Here is a 16,189-nt window from a genome sequence, read left to right as displayed (position 1 = left end):
TCCTATATATCCTGAGGATTAGTTTTATTTGAATTAATCTTATACTTTTCAATTGCTTTAGAAGGCATATCTGAAGAAATCTTACCAGAATCAGCCAAAGCTTTTAAAGCACCTAATACTATGAAGTTACGATCTACTTCAAAATAATTACGCAATTTAAATCTAAAATCTGACCTTCCAAATCCATCTGTACCTAAAACACGATATTCTCTATTTTTAGGAATAAAAGGTCTTATTTGATCCGCATAAGACTTCATATAGTCAGTAGAAGCTATGATTGGTCCTTCAGAAAATGATAATTTTTCAGTTACATAAGGAACTTTTTGTTCGCTTGTTGGATTCAATAGATTATAACGGTCTACATTTAAACCATCACGACGTAGCTCGTTAAAGCTTGTTACACTCCAAACATCAGAAGATATTTTCCAATCAGATTCCAATAATTCTTGTGCTGCAAGAACTTCTCTCAATATAGCACCAGACCCTAATAATTGAACATGATTTACAGACTTCGAAGAACTTGATCTGAATCTATATATTCCCTTAATTATACCTTCTTCATCACCATCTATTAAACCTGGTTGTATATAATTTTCATTCATAACTGTAATATAATAATAGATATCTTCTTGATTTTCTATCATTCTTTTTAGACCATCATGTATGATCACTGCTAATTCATGAGCAAAAGCTGGATCATAAGATACACAACTAGGTATAGTTGATGCTAGTATATGGCTATGACCATCCTCATGTTGCAAGCCTTCTCCATTTAATGTTGTGCGTCCTGATGTTCCTCCAATAAGAAAACCTCTGGCCTTCATATCGGCTGCAGCCCATGCTAAATCACAAACTCTTTGAAACCCAAACATTGAATAATAGACAAAAAAAGGTATCATAATGCGATTGTTTGTGGAATAAGAAGTACCAGCTGCAATCCATGAACTAATTGCACCAGCTTCATTAATACCTTCTTGCAATAATTGACCATCAACAGTCTCACGATAGTACATGACTTGATCTTTATCTACAGGAGTATATTTCTGTCCGTCAGGAGCATATATACCTATCTGCCTAAATAAACCTTCCATACCAAAAGTTCTAGACTCATCGGCTAGTATTGGTACTAATCTAGGACCGATATACTTATCTCTCAATATTTGATTTAAAATTCTAACAAAAGCTTGCGTAGTTGAGATTTCTCTGCCACTAGAAGTAGGTTCCAAAATAGACCTAAACATTTCTAGTGAAGGAATATTAAATATTTCATCAGACTTTTGACGGCGTCTTGGTAAATAACCACCTAGTGATTGCCTACGTTCATGCAGATATTTCATCTCAGGAGAATCTATAGGTGGTTTAAAATATGGTAAAGAATCTAATTTATCATCTGGTATAGGTATACCAAAACGATCTCTAAATTCCCTAATAGAATCCATATCCAATTTTTTATGTTGATGTGTAGAATTTTTTGACTGACTAAAATGCCCTAATCCATAACCTTTGATTGTTTTAGCCAAGATTACACTAGGCTGTCCAAGATGTTTGCTAGCAGCCTCAAAAGCAGCATAAACTTTGTTTGGATCATGACCACCACGATTTAAACGCCAAATAGCACTATCACTCATATGTGAAACAGACTCTAGTAATTGAGGATGTTTAGCAAAAAAATTATCTCTAACAAATTTACCGTCATTAGCCTTATATGCTTGATATTCACCATCCACTGTTTCTTGCATAATACGTCTTAGTATTCCATTTTTATCATTAGATAGTAAAGAATCCCAATAACCACCCCATATTAATTTTATAACATTCCAACCAGATCCACGAAATATACTTTCTAATTCTTGTATAATTTTGCCATTACCCCTTACTGGGCCATCTAATCTCTGCAAATTACAATTGACAACAAATACTAAATTATCCAAGTGTTCTCTAGAAGCAAGTGAAATAGCACCTAAAGACTCGACTTCATCCATCTCACCATCACCACAAAATACCCATACTTTTCTATTTTTAGTATCAGCTATACCCCTAGCATGCAAATATTTTAAAAATCTTGCTTGATAAATGCCCATAATAGGACCAAGTCCAACAGAAACAGTTGGAAACTGCCAGAAATCAGGCATTAATCGTGGATGAGGATAAGAAGGAAGACCATTGCCATCAATTTCTTGACGAAAATTATCCAACTGTTCTTCAGATAAAAAACCTTCTAAATATGCCCGGCTATAAATACCTGGAGAAGCATGACCTTGAAAATAAACTAAATCGCCCTCATTATCGCCATTAGAAGCTTTCCAAAAATGATTATAACCACACCCTATCATCGTAGCTAAAGATGCAAATGTGGAAATATGGCCTCCTAAACTACCACCATCATCTGGATTATGACAATTAGCCTTTACTACCATCGCCATAGCATTCCATCTAACATACGCATTAATTCTTGACTCTATCTTTAGATTGCCAGGATGGATCGGTTGTGATGATAGTGGTATTGTATTAACATAATCTGTATTTAAGGGAAATGGTATTTCTACACCTAATCGGCGAGCATCTTCTATCAAACTTTTTAATAAAAATGAAACCTGATTTGAACCTTTATTATTAAAAACAGCTTCTAATGATTCTAACCATTCTTGTTGTTCTTGTATATCATCATTATCTATATTACTAGGACTACTATCTAAAGAAATCATATAACGTACCCCCCATTATTACCATTATTTTAAAACTATCATCAAGCTAACAATATTAACATTAAGCAAACAAAAAATATTATCTTATTTTTGCAATTTAAATAATTAAATATTATTTATCATTGACAAACTTATAAAAAAGATAATATGTTATCAAAATACATATCAAACATGATATAAAAAATTATTGTTGTCGATTGAAATATTTAAATAATTTTTTAATACAGGCTTAATAAATGAATACAAAGATTATAGATGGACTTAAACTATCAAAAGAAATACATTCCAATTTAAAAAATAGAGTAAATAATCTGCGTTCAAAAAACATAGTTCCTGGATTGGCTGTAATACTTGTTGGAGATAATCCAGCATCTCAGGTATATGTAAAAAACAAAATTAAGGCATGCGAAAATACTGGCATTCTCTCTATTGAAAAAAAATATCCTGAAAATATAAATGAAGATGATCTTTTAAAAACAATTGAAGAATTGAATGAAAATAAAAAAATTCATGGTATTTTAGTTCAACTACCTCTACCTTCACATATAAATACTTATAAAGTTATAAAGACTATAGATCCTATAAAAGATGTTGATGGATTCCATGTTATAAACGCAGGCTTATTAATGATAGGAAAACCTATGTTTTTACCATGTACTCCTTATGGAATAATGAAACTGTTAGAATCAGAAAAAGTAAACATAAAAGGTGCTGAAGCAGTAGTTATCGGGGCTAGCAACATAGTAGGAAAACCAATCGCTATCATGTTACTACAAGCAGGTGCGACAGTAACAATATGCAATTCTAAAACAAGAGATTTATCATCATACACAAAAAAAGCAGATATTCTAATAGTTGCTACAGGCAAACAAAACATAGTAGAAGGATCTATGATTAAAAAAGGCGCTATATTGATTGATGTTGGTATTAATAGAAATAAAGATAATAAAATTTGTGGTGATATAAATTATGATTCAACGATAGGAATCGCGGGTGCTATAACTCCAGTTCCTGGTGGAGTAGGACCTATGACAATAGCTATGTTATTAACAAATGCTGTAGAAGCAGCAGAAAGAACATTGCTTTAATAAATAGAATTCAATGTACAAAAATTCAGATCAATAAAAATTGTAATTTATTGATCTGTAAAAATTAAATACTTAAATATGAAGGTTGTGTATGAAATAGATCTAAGGGAATATATTTTCGTCTATCCATTTTTTTGCAAAAATCTCTGCTAAATTTCTTGCTTCAAACAAAGAAGAACAGTCTCCAAGATAAGAAAAAACGTTATCAACTTCAGTACCACTTTCGGAAGTCACTGTCAAAAAAACACCGTACCCACCAGTATCAATTGCAGCTGTAGATACATCTACTAAAATCTCTTGATCACAAAACTGCATAGAAAGTTACCCCATTAATAAATTTCAATTAAATATTTTTATAAAAAACTATAAATTTTATTTATTTAAAACATAAAAAAACAATACCATGATATGGACGGTGGGATTCGAATTTACAACCACTTGTACCACATGTATAAGCGCCCTACCAAATTGTGCTCATCAAAGTTAATAAAAAGATCAATCATTAATAACTCCAAGAAAATAATTTATAATTTCTTCTACTTCATTATTTAATTCATTAACATCTTTTCCAGTAAACTGAACAACATTATTTGAATAAAAATAGTTGAAATCCTTTATACCATTTAAGATGCTATGAACACCATTAATAGTAAACCCTTTCTCATATATCAAAGAATATATTCTTCTTAGAACTAAGACCTCATGATGTTTATAATATCTCCGATTTATAGCCTTCAACCCAAATCTATTCCTCACAAACTCTCTTTCCCAATACCTAATAACATGAGGTTCTACATTACAAAGTTTAGATACTTCATATATGTCAAAAAATTTTTTGCAAGGTATTGATTGAGGTAAATTTCTAGACATAATATATTAATCCTAAAAATACGACACGGCATAATAAATTAAATAAGATTGTTTATAAATATTTATATATTTATATTCCTTTTTAATATTTTACTTGGACGAAACGTTACAACTCTACGAGCAGAAATAACAGTGGGAATTCCAGTTTTAGGATTTCTACCTGGTCTTTGTTCTTTATCTAATAAACTAAAATTACCAAAACCAGATAATTTAACTTCTTGGCCATTAGCTAACGACTTACGAATTTCTTCAAAAAAAGAATCTACAATATTTTTAGAAATTGACCTATTTAATCCAACTCTTTCAAAAATTAAATCAATCAAATCTGATTTAGTAACTGTATTAGAACTACTCATTAATAATCCATACAAATAATTTAAATACGATGACGTGCACCAATTGATTCTACAAGGTATTCTATAATTGCATTGAGACAAACATTTACCCTATCATCATCTAAAGTTACCTCATCTTGGAACCAAAATCTCATTGCTATACTTTTTTCTTCTAAACCATTATTAACTTTTTCATTAAACCAAACATCAAATAATTTAAAATCTTTTATAATAAAAAAATTCTTATCTATTTTAATAAAATTATTGATTTTATCCTTAACAATTTGAAATTGTATATTTTTATCAATCCACAAAGAAATATCTCTGACAACTATTGGCTGTTTTGATAAAAATTTTGCCTCAGGTACTTGCACAAATAACAAAGCATCCAATTCCAATTCAAAAACGATTGGTGCATAAGGTAATTCTGCATCTAAAACTAATCTGGGATTTAATTCTCCAATCCATCCAATTTGACGACCATAAATGCTTATACAAGCGCTACTAGATGGATGTAACGCTTTATGATGTTTAGATTCGAAAACAAGATCTGAATATCTATTACCAAATAGAGCTTCAATATCACCTTTCACATCATAGAAATCTACCAAACGCGTCTTTTCAGACCACTGTTCTTCTAAAAGATTACCATAAGCTATACCAGATAACAAAACAGGCTGATTGATTCCTAAAACATTTACATTATCATTAATAATATTATCATCTTTTAAAAAAACCCGTGAAATCTCAAATAGTCTTACTCTAGAAAATTGTCTATTAATATTATAAGAAACATTTCTAACTAAACTAGAAATAATACTAGATCTCATAACAGATAGATTAGCAGAAATTGGATTCTCTAATTTAATAGGATTTATATTATTACAATATTTTTCTTCTAATTCAGGATGAACAAAACTATAATTAATCACTTCTTGATAATCCCTAGAAGCCATCATTTTTCTAATATCATGTCTATCTAAAACGGACTCAGGAAACATCAACATATTTAATTGTGTCACTGGAGGAGTAGATGGAATATTTTCATAACCGTATAACCTAGCAACTTCCTCAATTAGATCTTCTTCTATTTTCAAATCAAAACGATAACTAGGTGGAATAACATAAAAACAATCATTATTTTCTTCAAATTTCATTTTCAGTTGATTAAAAATAGAACGAACGTCTTCATGCTCTATCTTTACTCCCAAAACTTTTGTACACCTAGAAAGACGCATACATATAACATTAGACTCAGGTAAGTCTACTATCACATCTTCGATTGGTCCTACATTACCACCGCAAATATCTACAATTAGACTAGTTATATAGCTTAAACATTCTTTAGTTGCATTATAATCAACCCCTCTTTCATAACGATAGGCAGCTTCTGAATTCAATTTCAATTTTCGAGATAAACCAGATACAGCATCAGGTTTCCAAAAGGCTGATTCTATATAAATGTTTTTAGTTTCTTCTGTAACTGAAGAAACTTTAGAACCCATAATTCCAGCTAATCCTAATATACCATAATCATCGCTTATAACACCTATATGATCATCCAATTTAATTAAACTACCATTCAATAAAGTTACCTGTTCACCTTTTTTAGACCATCTAATTTGTGGATTTCCAGAAATTTTGTCTAAATCATAGATATGAGAAGGAGTACCAAGTTCTAACATTACATAATTAGATATATCCACCAAAACAGAAATAGAATTTAATCCTGATCTAATTAAACGATCCCTTATCCATTTAGGAGATTCAACGTTAACATTTAGGTTACGTATTATCCTTCCAGAATAACGACCACATAAATCATCCGCAATTATATTAGGTTTTATAGTATCTTGAATAACATCAGGAATATGATTATATTTCGGAATGGAAATAGATTTTTTTGTTAAAGCAGCAACTTCTCGAGCAATACCTAAGATAGATAAACAGTCCGCTCTATTAGGAGTCAACTTAATATTAAAAATATTCTCTCCTAAATTAAATTTGCTATATATATCATCACCCAATCTTGAATTGCATTCAATTTCTTTTTTTAAAGAATCTAGTAAGACTAAATCTTTAAATAAAAGAATCTCGCCAAAACATATACCTTTGCTAAATAAGTTTGATTTTTTATTAGTATCAAAATTACTAGGTATACTCTTGTTATTAATAACTATAGCTTTAGAACTATATTCAATAGTTTTTAAACCTATACAGTAGGCCCAACTATTGGCATTAATACCATTATTTATTGAATAAATAGATATTCCACTGGAATCATCATAAAAAATTAAATCCAAGACCTCTATCACAATCATTTTATATTGAGATGGCTCAACAAAAGGATATAATTCTTCTACTTCTAATCCAGACATTGTAAGCTTATCAGACAGCTCCTCTGAAGTAATTTGAGGATCAATCATAGAAAATAGCCAAGATTCAGGAAATTGCATTATAAATAACCAACTTTAATTTCTAATTTGATTTAAAAAACGCAAATCATTTTCATAAAAATGACGTAAGTCAGTAATACCATATCTCAACATAGTTAAACGTTCTAATCCAGAACCGAAAGCAAAACCCATATAATCTTCTGGATTCAAACCAAAATTTCTAATAACATTAGGATGAATTTGACCAGCCCCTGATATTTCCAACCATTTACCCTTATTTGATCCATTTGTAAACATCATATCTATTTCAGCAGATGGTTCTGTAAATGGAAAGAAAGATGGTCTAAAACGCAGCAAAAGATTTTCAGTTTCGAAAAAACATTTTAAAAATTCTGTATATATACCTTTCAAATCAGCAAATGAAACATCCTTAGAAACCCATAAACCCTCAACTTGATGAAACATAGGTGAATGTGTTGCATCATTATCAATTCTATATGTCTTACCAGGAGCTATAATTTTAATAGGAGGACTATTAGCAGCAGCATAACGAACCTGCATAGGGCTTGTATGAGTTCTTAATAAAAGTGGTAGACCATTCTGATCTTTTAGATCTAAATAAAATGTATCTTGCATAGAGCGAGCAGGATGACCAACCGGACTATTTAATGCAGTAAAATTATTCCAATCTGTTTCTATTTCAGGCCCATCTATAACATCGAACCCTATAGAGCGAAAAATCTTCTCTATTCTTTCTTGAGTTCTAATAATAGGATGTATATTACCAAATGCTTTACCTCTACCAGGTAGAGTAACATCAACTAGCCCAGAGGAAATACTTAAAGAAATATTAACATCCTGCAAATATGATTTTTTCTTAGCCAATAAAATTTCTATTTTATTCTTGGCTTCATTTATTAATTTTCCATATTGACGTTTTGTATCTATATCAAGATCAGAAAACTGTTTAAATAACTTTGTTAAGACACCATGTTTTCCAATAAAATGCGCCTTTACTCTATCCAGGGAAGCTAAATCTGTTACAGATGCAAATTCTTTTTCTGCATTTTCAATAATATCGTCTAATGAATGAATCATCTATATATTTAATAAAAAAACACGGATACTATTATAAATAGTATCCGTGTAAAATATGGTTATAAACTTTCTTTAACTTTTTGCACAATACAAGCAAATCCATTCTTATCACGAACTGCCATATCTGCTAAAACCTTACGATCAATCTCAATCATAGCCTTTCTAAGACCAGCTATAAAAACACTATAATTCAAATCATATTCATGTACAGCTGCGTTAATACGAGTAATCCATAAAGAACGAAAAGTCCTTTTCTTATTTCTACGATCACGATAAGCATACTGACCAGCACGCATGACAGCTTGTTTAGCAATCCTAAAAACATTACCACGACGTCCTAGATAGCCTTTAGCTGAATCGATAATTTTTTTATGACGAGCATGAGCCGTCACTCCACGTTTTACACGAGGCATAATAATTCTCCATTATTTTTATTATTAAGCATAAGGCATCATCGCTCTTACCAAAGCCATATCAGAACTATGAACTACAGTAGAGCCACGCAATTGACGTTTTACTTTAGTATTTTTTTTAGTAAGAATATGCCTTTTAAAGGCATGAGCACGTTTTACAGAACCATCACTACGAAACCTGAAACGCTTAGAAGCACCTCTTTTAGTTTTCATTTTAGGCATATAATTTCCTAAATAATTAATATATTGTTTTAGATGATATATGGTGAATGTTGGAAAACACCAACAAAACTTTTTAACCAATGATCTTTTTTAATTCACATAATAAAACTACTTGCGAAGTATATCATATTGTAGTGTTTTTTTTACTATTTTGTCGATCATTACTTAAGAAAAAATGCAATTTTAAATACAAATTAGTCTGAAAGAGTCAGAATGCTACTATTTATATAACCCATTTCTAAAAACCAGATTCAAAATAATTAGAAACTATTAATATAACCAACAAAATTATATAATTATTATTGTTAATGAAACAACAGCTTATAAAGATATTGTGCTCTAGAACATAAAAATAAATATAAATTAATAAAAGTATTATAAAGCTTACTTGACTAAAGAAAGGAAAGCATAGCATTATTATAAACAGAAATTGTTCAATATTCTTATTACTCTTGAATATAACAATTTTGAAATGATTAATAATTTACCTGCAAGCATGTGATTTTAAGAGGCAGTATACATGTCTAGTATAAACGAAATGAATAATAATGATCAAAAAATGAAATCAACTGGCACAGTAAAATGGTTTAATGATGCTAAGGGATTTGGATTTATCACTCCAGATGATGGAGGCGAAGAAATATTTGCACATTTTTCTTCTATTCAAATGGATGGTTTCAGAACCCTAAAAGAAGGACAAAAAGTTTCATATGAACTCACACAAGGACCAAAGGGAAAACAAGCACTAAATATAACCAAACCATAAATATGATTATGTTTCATAGTATAAATATTGATGATTCTTTTATTACATAGAAGATGTATTTATATTAAGAAAGATAGATTACTATGAAGCCCAGTTTATATTAATATAAACTGGGCTTCATAGTTGATTATCTATTTATAATGAGAAATTTTTCTCAGCAAATTTCCAATTAACTATTGACCAATAATTTTCCAAATATTTAACTCTTGCATTTCTATAATCAATATAGTAAGCATGTTCCCAAACATCACATGTAATTATAGCTTTATCATTACTATTTACAGTAGTTCCAGCATTGCTAGTATTTAAAATTTCTAGAGCTCCATTTTCTTTCTTTACTAGCCAAGTCCAACCAGATCCAAAATTACTTGCAGCTTGTTTATTAAATTCTACTTTAAATGACTCAAAACCACCCCATTTTTGGTTAATAGCCTCAGCTAAACCTCCTAATGGTTTTACTGTAGAATCAGGACAAATACTATTCCAATAAAAATTATGATTCCACACCTGTGCTGCATTATTAAATATAGCACCAGAAGATTTTTTTATTACCTCCTCCAATGACATTTCTTGAAATTCTGTGTTTTGAATTAAAGAATTGAGATTGTTAATATAAGTTTGATGGTGTTTCCCATAATGAAATTCTATGGTTTCTTTGGAAATATAAGGACTCAAAGAATCTATTTTATATGGCAAATCTGGCAAAACATGAATCATTTTGGTTTAAACTCCTATAATAATAAAAACAAATTAACTAATTCTATTTCAAGAATCTACTAATACTTCTACTTTACCATCAGAAAATTGAATTTCCAATCTTTGCTTATAAACTAACCCTTTAGAGCTTTTTACAATTTCGCCTTCATTATTTCTAACGAAAGAATATCCTCGCAATAAAATATTATCTGGATTTAATAAATCCAATCTAGATTCCAAATGTTCTAAATTCTTTTTCTTAAGAAACAAAATAGACTTTTGCATTCTAAATAATTTATCAATAGATAACTCAATAAAATTTAAATAACTGTCTAAAGTTGGTTTATTATTGAATAAATTATTCTTTAAAACTGTTATTTGTTTAGAGTATCTAAATTGTGGCTCCTTAACCATTGATGATAATAATTTCAGAAAATATAAAACTACATCTTTCTTACGATTTAAGATTATTTCTGGAGATATTATTCTGAATGAAAGTTTATCAAGATTTTGCTCAAAAATTCTCATAAGATTTGTTTGAGATTTCCTAATACTGTTTTGATACCAATATAATTTACTCTCTAAATCTTTTTTAGCTATACAAGCTAATTCAGCAGCAGCTGTTGGTGTTGGGGCATGTAAATCCACTACAAAGTCAGCAATTGTAAAATCAATATCATGTCCAATACCACTAATAATTGGAATTAAACTATCACTAATAGCACGTGCTAGGTCCTCATTATTAAAACACCACATATCCTCTAAACTACCACCACCTCTAACCAAAAGTAATGTATCAACTTCTGACCTTTTATTTGCAATTTTCAATTGTTCGATAATTTTATAAGAAGAAAGCTCACCTTGTACTGGCGTGGGATAAATTATCAGTTTAACATGAGGGGCCCTTCTTTTAAAAACTGCAATTACATCTTTTAAAGCTGCTGCTTTTAATGAAGTAATAATTCCAACTGAACTAGGAATAGTTTTAATATTTTTTTTTCTTGCTTTTTCAAATAGACCTTCAAGAGCTAATCTATTTTTTATCATCAAATATTGTTCATGTAGATTTCCTGTGCCAGATATAACGAGACCAGTAGCTTGTAATTGATAATCTCCTCTTGGCGTATATAAAGATAATTTAGCATAAACTCTTACTTGATCACCATTTTTTGGTACAAATAATACTGTTGAAGAATATCCTTTAAACATCACTACTCTTACTGATGCTTGATTATCTTTTAATGTGAAATACCAATGCCCAGACGAAGCAATAATAAAATTAGATATCTCTCCTTTTACATAAATAAAAGGCAATTCCTTTTCAAAAAAATTACTTACAAATTTATTCAATTCAAAAACACTCAACACTTCATTAAAGCTATCTCTTAATTCAAATAATTTATCTTTACTCATATAATCAACGCTAAAATTAAAAACTATCCACAGAATTAAAACACTTATAAAAATCAGTAATTTACATAGCAAACAAACCATAATATCCCATAAGATCAAGACATATGGTCATAACTATTTGAATAATCAAGTCTTTTATATAAAGCTGTATAAAAACTATACAATCCACTCTTAGGCTAAGCAAGACATTATATCTCAGAAGTTACACACACAATTATCCACAATTTCTGTGGATATATAAAAACATAATATTTAATACAAAAATTATAAGAAATGAAATTATATATAATATTAATTTTGCTAAAATCTATGTTTGTATTAAATGGATTAATACAAACTATTTGAATAATTACCATGCAAAATCAATCAAAAGGATTTCCTTAATAAGGTCCTGTGGAAATCATCCTAAGATTTTATCAAAGAAGAAAACTTATTCCTTTGATATTTTCAATATATAAGAAGCACTAAGAATAAAAATTGTAATGTAGTAACAAAAAAATTTAGTTAAATCAGTGTAGTGTTTTAGAAAACACCCTCTAATAGCAAAATTTTCATATTATACTTATATAAAAATATTTGAATATATACAATTTCTAGCACAAATAAAAAGTGATCTTATTAAGACATTTAGTTAAATATTGTCTAGCCTATATCTCTAACAAATTGTATTATCTTTTAAGATTGCTAAGATGAATTGAAATATTAAAACAAATTATGACCAAAAAATGAATGATATATTACCAAAAATGTTAACTTAATATATTTATATGTAAAAAATTTATTATTATCAAAATATTAAGAATATATTATGTAAATTTTATTTAAAAATTTCTAAGTCTTACTGATTAGCAAAAAGATTTATAAAAAACTCGGATGTTATTGGAATAATGAAGTGATTTTCATCACTGTAATTTCAATTAAATTTAACTCAGAATAATTTTCAAAAAATGATAGCTAATATAACCTATTTTCCAATTGTAATAATGATAACCAGCAGAACGCCAATTATCAAATATCAAAATTACGATAATACAAACTATTCAAGCTGGAAAACATGTTATAAAAAAGTATTAAATACTAGGATCATAAAAAACTTAAATATTTTAATTGATAAAATATCATACTTTCCTATTTATTTTAGAAAAACAAAATATTATAGTAACGATAAGGAATCTAATAGTCATAATAAAGGCTATGATATATATATCCATTATGCATTGTTTTCATATATCTTTTGTAAATTAAGATATCAGCAGTTCATAGAACAGTTAAGAACTTTAGGAATTGTTATAATATAGGAATTGACATATTTGATGATTATCAAAAAATTAGAAATATATATACCGATTGCAATGATAAATTATAAAAAAACCTGTACATAATTATTACATTAAAACTTCGATTTTTCCAAAAATATTTTTTAATTAGGAGTACTCATGCGTCTAATCTTGCTCGGACCTCCAGGAGCTGGCAAAGGCACCCAGGCCTCATTATTAACTGAGCATTTTAATATACCTCAAATTTCAACAGGAGATATGTTAAGAACATCTATTAAAAATGGATCTTCTTTGGGTTCTGAGGTTCAAAAAATAATGGATGCTGGTAAACTAGTTCCCGATATTATCATACTTAAACTAGTCAGTGACAGATTAGCACATAATGATTGCCATAATGGATATCTACTTGATGGATTTCCTAGAAATATTAATCAAGCAAATGCTCTAAAAGCAGCTCATATAAATCTAGATTATATTATAGAAATAGATGTGCCAGAAGAAAATATTATAGAAAGAATAAGTGGACGTCGTATACATATACCTAGTGGGCGTACTTATCATATAAAATTTAACCCCCCAAAACTTGAAGGCAAAGATAATATAACAGGAGAAGACCTTATCCAAAGAGAGGATGATCACGAAAACACGGTACGTAATCGCCTAAAAATCTATGAAGAACAAACTAGACCATTAGTAGATTATTACTCGTCATGGGCAAAAAAAGAACCAGATTTAGCACCAAAATATCGAAAAATATCAGGACTAGGGTCTGTAGAAGAGATTAAAAATAGAATTTTAGAATCAATGTATAATAAATAATTGTAATATAAAAAACTATATAATATTTATCTTATATAGAAGTCGCAATCGTAATTTTTTAATAGTTGATTCATTAAAGATATTAATAATGAATCAACATAACCTCGAAACAATATGATTCTAAAAAGAATTATTCGCTCAATCTTAACTGTAAGTATTTTTACATTTTTTTCCAAAGTTACAGGATTAGCACGTGATGTTCTTATTGCAAAAACTATAGGTGCAAACCACATCAGTGATTCTTTTTGGATTGCATTCCGAGTGCCTAATATGTTGAGGAAAATATTTGCAGAAGGTTCTTTTTCTCAAGCTTTTATTCCTATACTAAATAACATATATAATAATGACTGCAGTAATTACAAAAAAACAAGATCTTTAATCAATAAAACAGTTATCGTACTTACATTAAGTGTAAGTGTTATAAGCATATTAGGAATCATAACATCTCCACTAATTATAAAAACTATTGCAAGTGGGATATGCAATTCAACTGATAATATAGAACAATTTGAATGTACTGTTAGAATGACAAGAATTATGTTTCCTTATATTGTTCTAATATCTCTTACATCATTTGCTTCCAGCATATTACATACTTGGAAAATATTCTCTATACCAGCCTTTACGCCAGCATTGCTAAATATATCCATGATATTCTCATGTATATTTCTTTCGAAACATTTACAACAACCTGTATTATCATTATCTATAGGTGTAATATTGGGAGGAATAATTCAACTAATAATACAGTGGATAGCCATAATAAAAATAGGTTTTGCTCCCAAATGGTCGACAAATTTCATGGAAGCATGGAATGATAAAGATGTGCAAAAAATAATAAAAAAAATGATTCCGGCCATTATAGGAATGACTATTTCACAAGTTTCACTTCTTATAAATACAAATATAGCAACATGGTTAAAACATGGAAGTCTTACATGGCTAACATTTGCAGATAGAATAATGGAACTTCCAGTTTCATTATTAGGTATGGCTCTAAGTACAGTAATGTTACCAGAGTTATCAAAAAATTTTGCAACTCAAAATACTATTCAATACAACAAATTATTAAATAATGGTTTAAAACTTGTAATTATATTCGGTATTCCATCCGCAATATGTATGGCAACTTTCCCAACTGGCTTGGTAGCAACACTATTTCATTTTGGTGCCTTTAATAACGTAGATGTTAATCAAACAAAATATGCAGTTATGGCTTATTCATTGGGTGTGATAGGATTAATGTCATCTAAATTATTATCATCAGCTTTCTATGCTATGCAAGATACAATAACACCAACTAAAATATTTTTATTTGGCCTGGTAATATCACAAATTGTAAACTTTATAGCTGTTCCAATATATTCTCATATAGGATTAGCACTAGGTATTAGTATGGGAGCATTAACGAATTCTTTACTGATGTTAACAATCCTAATAAAAAGAAATTTTTTTGATTATAAGAATAACAACTGGGGTAAATTTTTATTTAAAATAATACCCGCCTCTGTAGTTGTTGCAATAATTTTTAATTACTTCGATAATAGAATAGATTGGATTGGACTACAAGAGCATTTTATATACAGATTTATTATATTTATTCATATAATATTATTAGCAATGCTTTCATATTTAATGGTATTATTCTTGTTTGGCATGAGACCTAATAATTTTACAAAAACACAAACGTAAATTATATAAATCATACTAGACAGCAAAATTAAATAGTTTAAAATGCAATTATCAAGCTGCTTTTTAGCTTCATTAGTTTTTATTTTATAATCAAATATTTTATTGAGTTGGAGTAAGATGGCAAATACAGCACAAGCTCGCAAACGTTCTAGGCAGTCAGTAGAACGTAATAAACATAATTCTAGCTTACGATCAATGTGTCGTACTGCTATAAAGAAAGTAATTCAAGCTATTAAAAATACTGATAAGGTTTCTGCGGAAGAAACTTTTAAAAAAACTGTTAGTATTATAGATAGGATAGCTGATAAAGGCATAATTCATAAAAATAAGGCTTCTAGGCATAAAAGTCGCCTTTCTAGTGCAATAAAAAAAATGTAAAAATAATAAAAATTTTATTTG

Annotated in this window: 15 protein-coding genes; 5 read left to right on the top strand and 10 right to left on the bottom strand. The window is 29.0% G+C overall.

Annotated elements, in window-relative coordinates:
* Window positions 1–2 precede the first annotated feature (2 nt).
* The gene (aceE, locus tag I1N47_01570; protein ID WBF65818.1) at window positions 3–2,705 is read right to left on the bottom strand and encodes a pyruvate dehydrogenase (acetyl-transferring), homodimeric type; all 2,703 of its coding nucleotides are present in this window, start codon (window positions 2,703–2,705) and stop codon (window positions 3–5) included.
* A 236-nt stretch (window positions 2,706–2,941) separates the two neighbouring features.
* On the opposite strand from aceE, the gene folD reads away from it, so the two are divergent.
* Window positions 2,942–3,793: a bifunctional methylenetetrahydrofolate dehydrogenase/methenyltetrahydrofolate cyclohydrolase FolD gene (gene folD, locus I1N47_01565; protein ID WBF65817.1), complete on the top strand. Its 852-nt coding sequence runs from the start codon at window positions 2,942–2,944 to the stop codon at window positions 3,791–3,793.
* 102 nt (window positions 3,794–3,895) lie between these two features.
* Here folD and I1N47_01560 read toward each other — a convergent pair whose 3' ends face one another.
* From I1N47_01560 to rpmI, 7 genes are all read right to left on the bottom strand, one after another.
* Window positions 3,896–4,108, bottom strand: a complete 213-nt coding sequence (locus I1N47_01560) for a hypothetical protein (protein WBF65816.1) — start codon at window positions 4,106–4,108, stop codon at window positions 3,896–3,898.
* A 180-nt stretch (window positions 4,109–4,288) separates the two neighbouring features.
* On the bottom strand, window positions 4,289–4,663 hold the full coding sequence (locus tag I1N47_01555; protein WBF65815.1) for a MerR family transcriptional regulator: 375 nt from the start codon (window positions 4,661–4,663) through the stop codon (window positions 4,289–4,291).
* A gap of 62 nt (window positions 4,664–4,725) precedes the next feature.
* A complete protein-coding gene (locus I1N47_01550) occupies window positions 4,726–5,019 on the bottom strand; it encodes an integration host factor subunit alpha (protein ID WBF65814.1) in 294 nt (97 codons plus the stop codon).
* Between the two features lie 20 nt (window positions 5,020–5,039).
* Window positions 5,040–7,454 (bottom strand): phenylalanine--tRNA ligase subunit beta, encoded by a 2,415-nt coding sequence (locus I1N47_01545; GenBank protein WBF65813.1) that lies wholly within the window; start codon window positions 7,452–7,454, stop codon window positions 5,040–5,042.
* Between the two features lie 15 nt (window positions 7,455–7,469).
* Entirely contained in the window at window positions 7,470–8,492 is a 1,023-nt protein-coding gene (gene pheS / locus I1N47_01540; GenBank protein ID WBF65812.1) for a phenylalanine--tRNA ligase subunit alpha, read from the bottom strand.
* Window positions 8,493–8,551: 59 nt separating this feature from the next.
* Window positions 8,552–8,905, bottom strand: a complete 354-nt coding sequence (rplT, locus tag I1N47_01535) for a 50S ribosomal protein L20 (GenBank protein ID WBF65811.1) — start codon at window positions 8,903–8,905, stop codon at window positions 8,552–8,554.
* A gap of 24 nt (window positions 8,906–8,929) precedes the next feature.
* Complete coding sequence (gene rpmI, locus I1N47_01530) at window positions 8,930–9,127, bottom strand: 50S ribosomal protein L35 (GenBank protein WBF65810.1); 198 nt, start codon at window positions 9,125–9,127, stop codon at window positions 8,930–8,932.
* A 559-nt stretch (window positions 9,128–9,686) separates the two neighbouring features.
* Between rpmI and I1N47_01525 the strand changes: the two genes are divergently transcribed.
* Window positions 9,687–9,893, top strand: a complete 207-nt coding sequence (locus I1N47_01525; protein ID WBF65897.1) for a cold-shock protein — start codon at window positions 9,687–9,689, stop codon at window positions 9,891–9,893.
* Window positions 9,894–10,028: 135 nt separating this feature from the next.
* Here the strand turns inward: I1N47_01525 and I1N47_01520 are convergent, their stop codons facing one another.
* Complete coding sequence (locus I1N47_01520) at window positions 10,029–10,610, bottom strand: superoxide dismutase [Fe] (protein WBF65809.1); 582 nt, start codon at window positions 10,608–10,610, stop codon at window positions 10,029–10,031.
* Window positions 10,611–10,658: 48 nt separating this feature from the next.
* Complete coding sequence (gene xseA, locus I1N47_01515; protein ID WBF65808.1) at window positions 10,659–12,002, bottom strand: exodeoxyribonuclease VII large subunit; 1,344 nt, start codon at window positions 12,000–12,002, stop codon at window positions 10,659–10,661.
* A 1,436-nt stretch (window positions 12,003–13,438) separates the two neighbouring features.
* On the opposite strand from xseA, the gene adk reads away from it, so the two are divergent.
* From adk to rpsT, 3 genes are all read left to right on the top strand, one after another.
* On the top strand, window positions 13,439–14,098 hold the full coding sequence (gene adk, locus I1N47_01510; protein ID WBF65807.1) for an adenylate kinase: 660 nt from the start codon (window positions 13,439–13,441) through the stop codon (window positions 14,096–14,098).
* Between the two features lie 114 nt (window positions 14,099–14,212).
* Window positions 14,213–15,790: a murein biosynthesis integral membrane protein MurJ gene (gene murJ, locus I1N47_01505; GenBank protein WBF65806.1), complete on the top strand. Its 1,578-nt coding sequence runs from the start codon at window positions 14,213–14,215 to the stop codon at window positions 15,788–15,790.
* 117 nt (window positions 15,791–15,907) lie between these two features.
* Window positions 15,908–16,168, top strand: coding sequence for a 30S ribosomal protein S20 (gene rpsT, locus I1N47_01500; GenBank protein ID WBF65805.1), 261 nt, complete (start codon window positions 15,908–15,910; stop codon window positions 16,166–16,168).
* Window positions 16,169–16,189: the final 21 nt, after the last annotated feature.

Origin of the sequence: Candidatus Kinetoplastibacterium crithidii (assembly GCA_027557655.1) — a bacterium.
Taxonomy (GTDB): domain Bacteria; phylum Pseudomonadota; class Gammaproteobacteria; order Burkholderiales; family Burkholderiaceae_B; genus Kinetoplastidibacterium; species Kinetoplastidibacterium crithidii_C.
Note: the sequence above shows the minus strand (reverse complement) of the source record. Positions and strands in the feature narration are given on the sequence as shown.

Bases quoted from the DNA above. Each gene is read 5' to 3' on its own strand.
- aceE (WBF65818.1), bottom strand. From the start codon at position 2,705: ATGATTTCTTTAGATAGTAGTCCTAGTAATATAGATAATGATGATATA.
- folD (WBF65817.1), top strand. From the start codon at position 2,942: ATGAATACAAAGATTATAGATGGACTTAAACTATCAAAAGAAATACAT.
- I1N47_01560 (WBF65816.1), bottom strand. From the start codon at position 4,108: ATGCAGTTTTGTGATCAAGAGATTTTAGTAGATGTATCTACAGCTGCA.
- I1N47_01555 (WBF65815.1), bottom strand. From the start codon at position 4,663: ATGTCTAGAAATTTACCTCAATCAATACCTTGCAAAAAATTTTTTGAC.
- I1N47_01550 (WBF65814.1), bottom strand. From the start codon at position 5,019: ATGAGTAGTTCTAATACAGTTACTAAATCAGATTTGATTGATTTAATT.
- I1N47_01545 (WBF65813.1), bottom strand. From the start codon at position 7,454: ATGCAATTTCCTGAATCTTGGCTATTTTCTATGATTGATCCTCAAATT.
- pheS (WBF65812.1), bottom strand. From the start codon at position 8,492: ATGATTCATTCATTAGACGATATTATTGAAAATGCAGAAAAAGAATTT.
- rplT (WBF65811.1), bottom strand. From the start codon at position 8,905: ATGCCTCGTGTAAAACGTGGAGTGACGGCTCATGCTCGTCATAAAAAA.
- rpmI (WBF65810.1), bottom strand. From the start codon at position 9,127: ATGCCTAAAATGAAAACTAAAAGAGGTGCTTCTAAGCGTTTCAGGTTT.
- I1N47_01525 (WBF65897.1), top strand. From the start codon at position 9,687: ATGAAATCAACTGGCACAGTAAAATGGTTTAATGATGCTAAGGGATTT.
- I1N47_01520 (WBF65809.1), bottom strand. From the start codon at position 10,610: ATGATTCATGTTTTGCCAGATTTGCCATATAAAATAGATTCTTTGAGT.
- xseA (WBF65808.1), bottom strand. From the start codon at position 12,002: ATGAGTAAAGATAAATTATTTGAATTAAGAGATAGCTTTAATGAAGTG.
- adk (WBF65807.1), top strand. From the start codon at position 13,439: ATGCGTCTAATCTTGCTCGGACCTCCAGGAGCTGGCAAAGGCACCCAG.
- murJ (WBF65806.1), top strand. From the start codon at position 14,213: ATGATTCTAAAAAGAATTATTCGCTCAATCTTAACTGTAAGTATTTTT.
- rpsT (WBF65805.1), top strand. From the start codon at position 15,908: ATGGCAAATACAGCACAAGCTCGCAAACGTTCTAGGCAGTCAGTAGAA.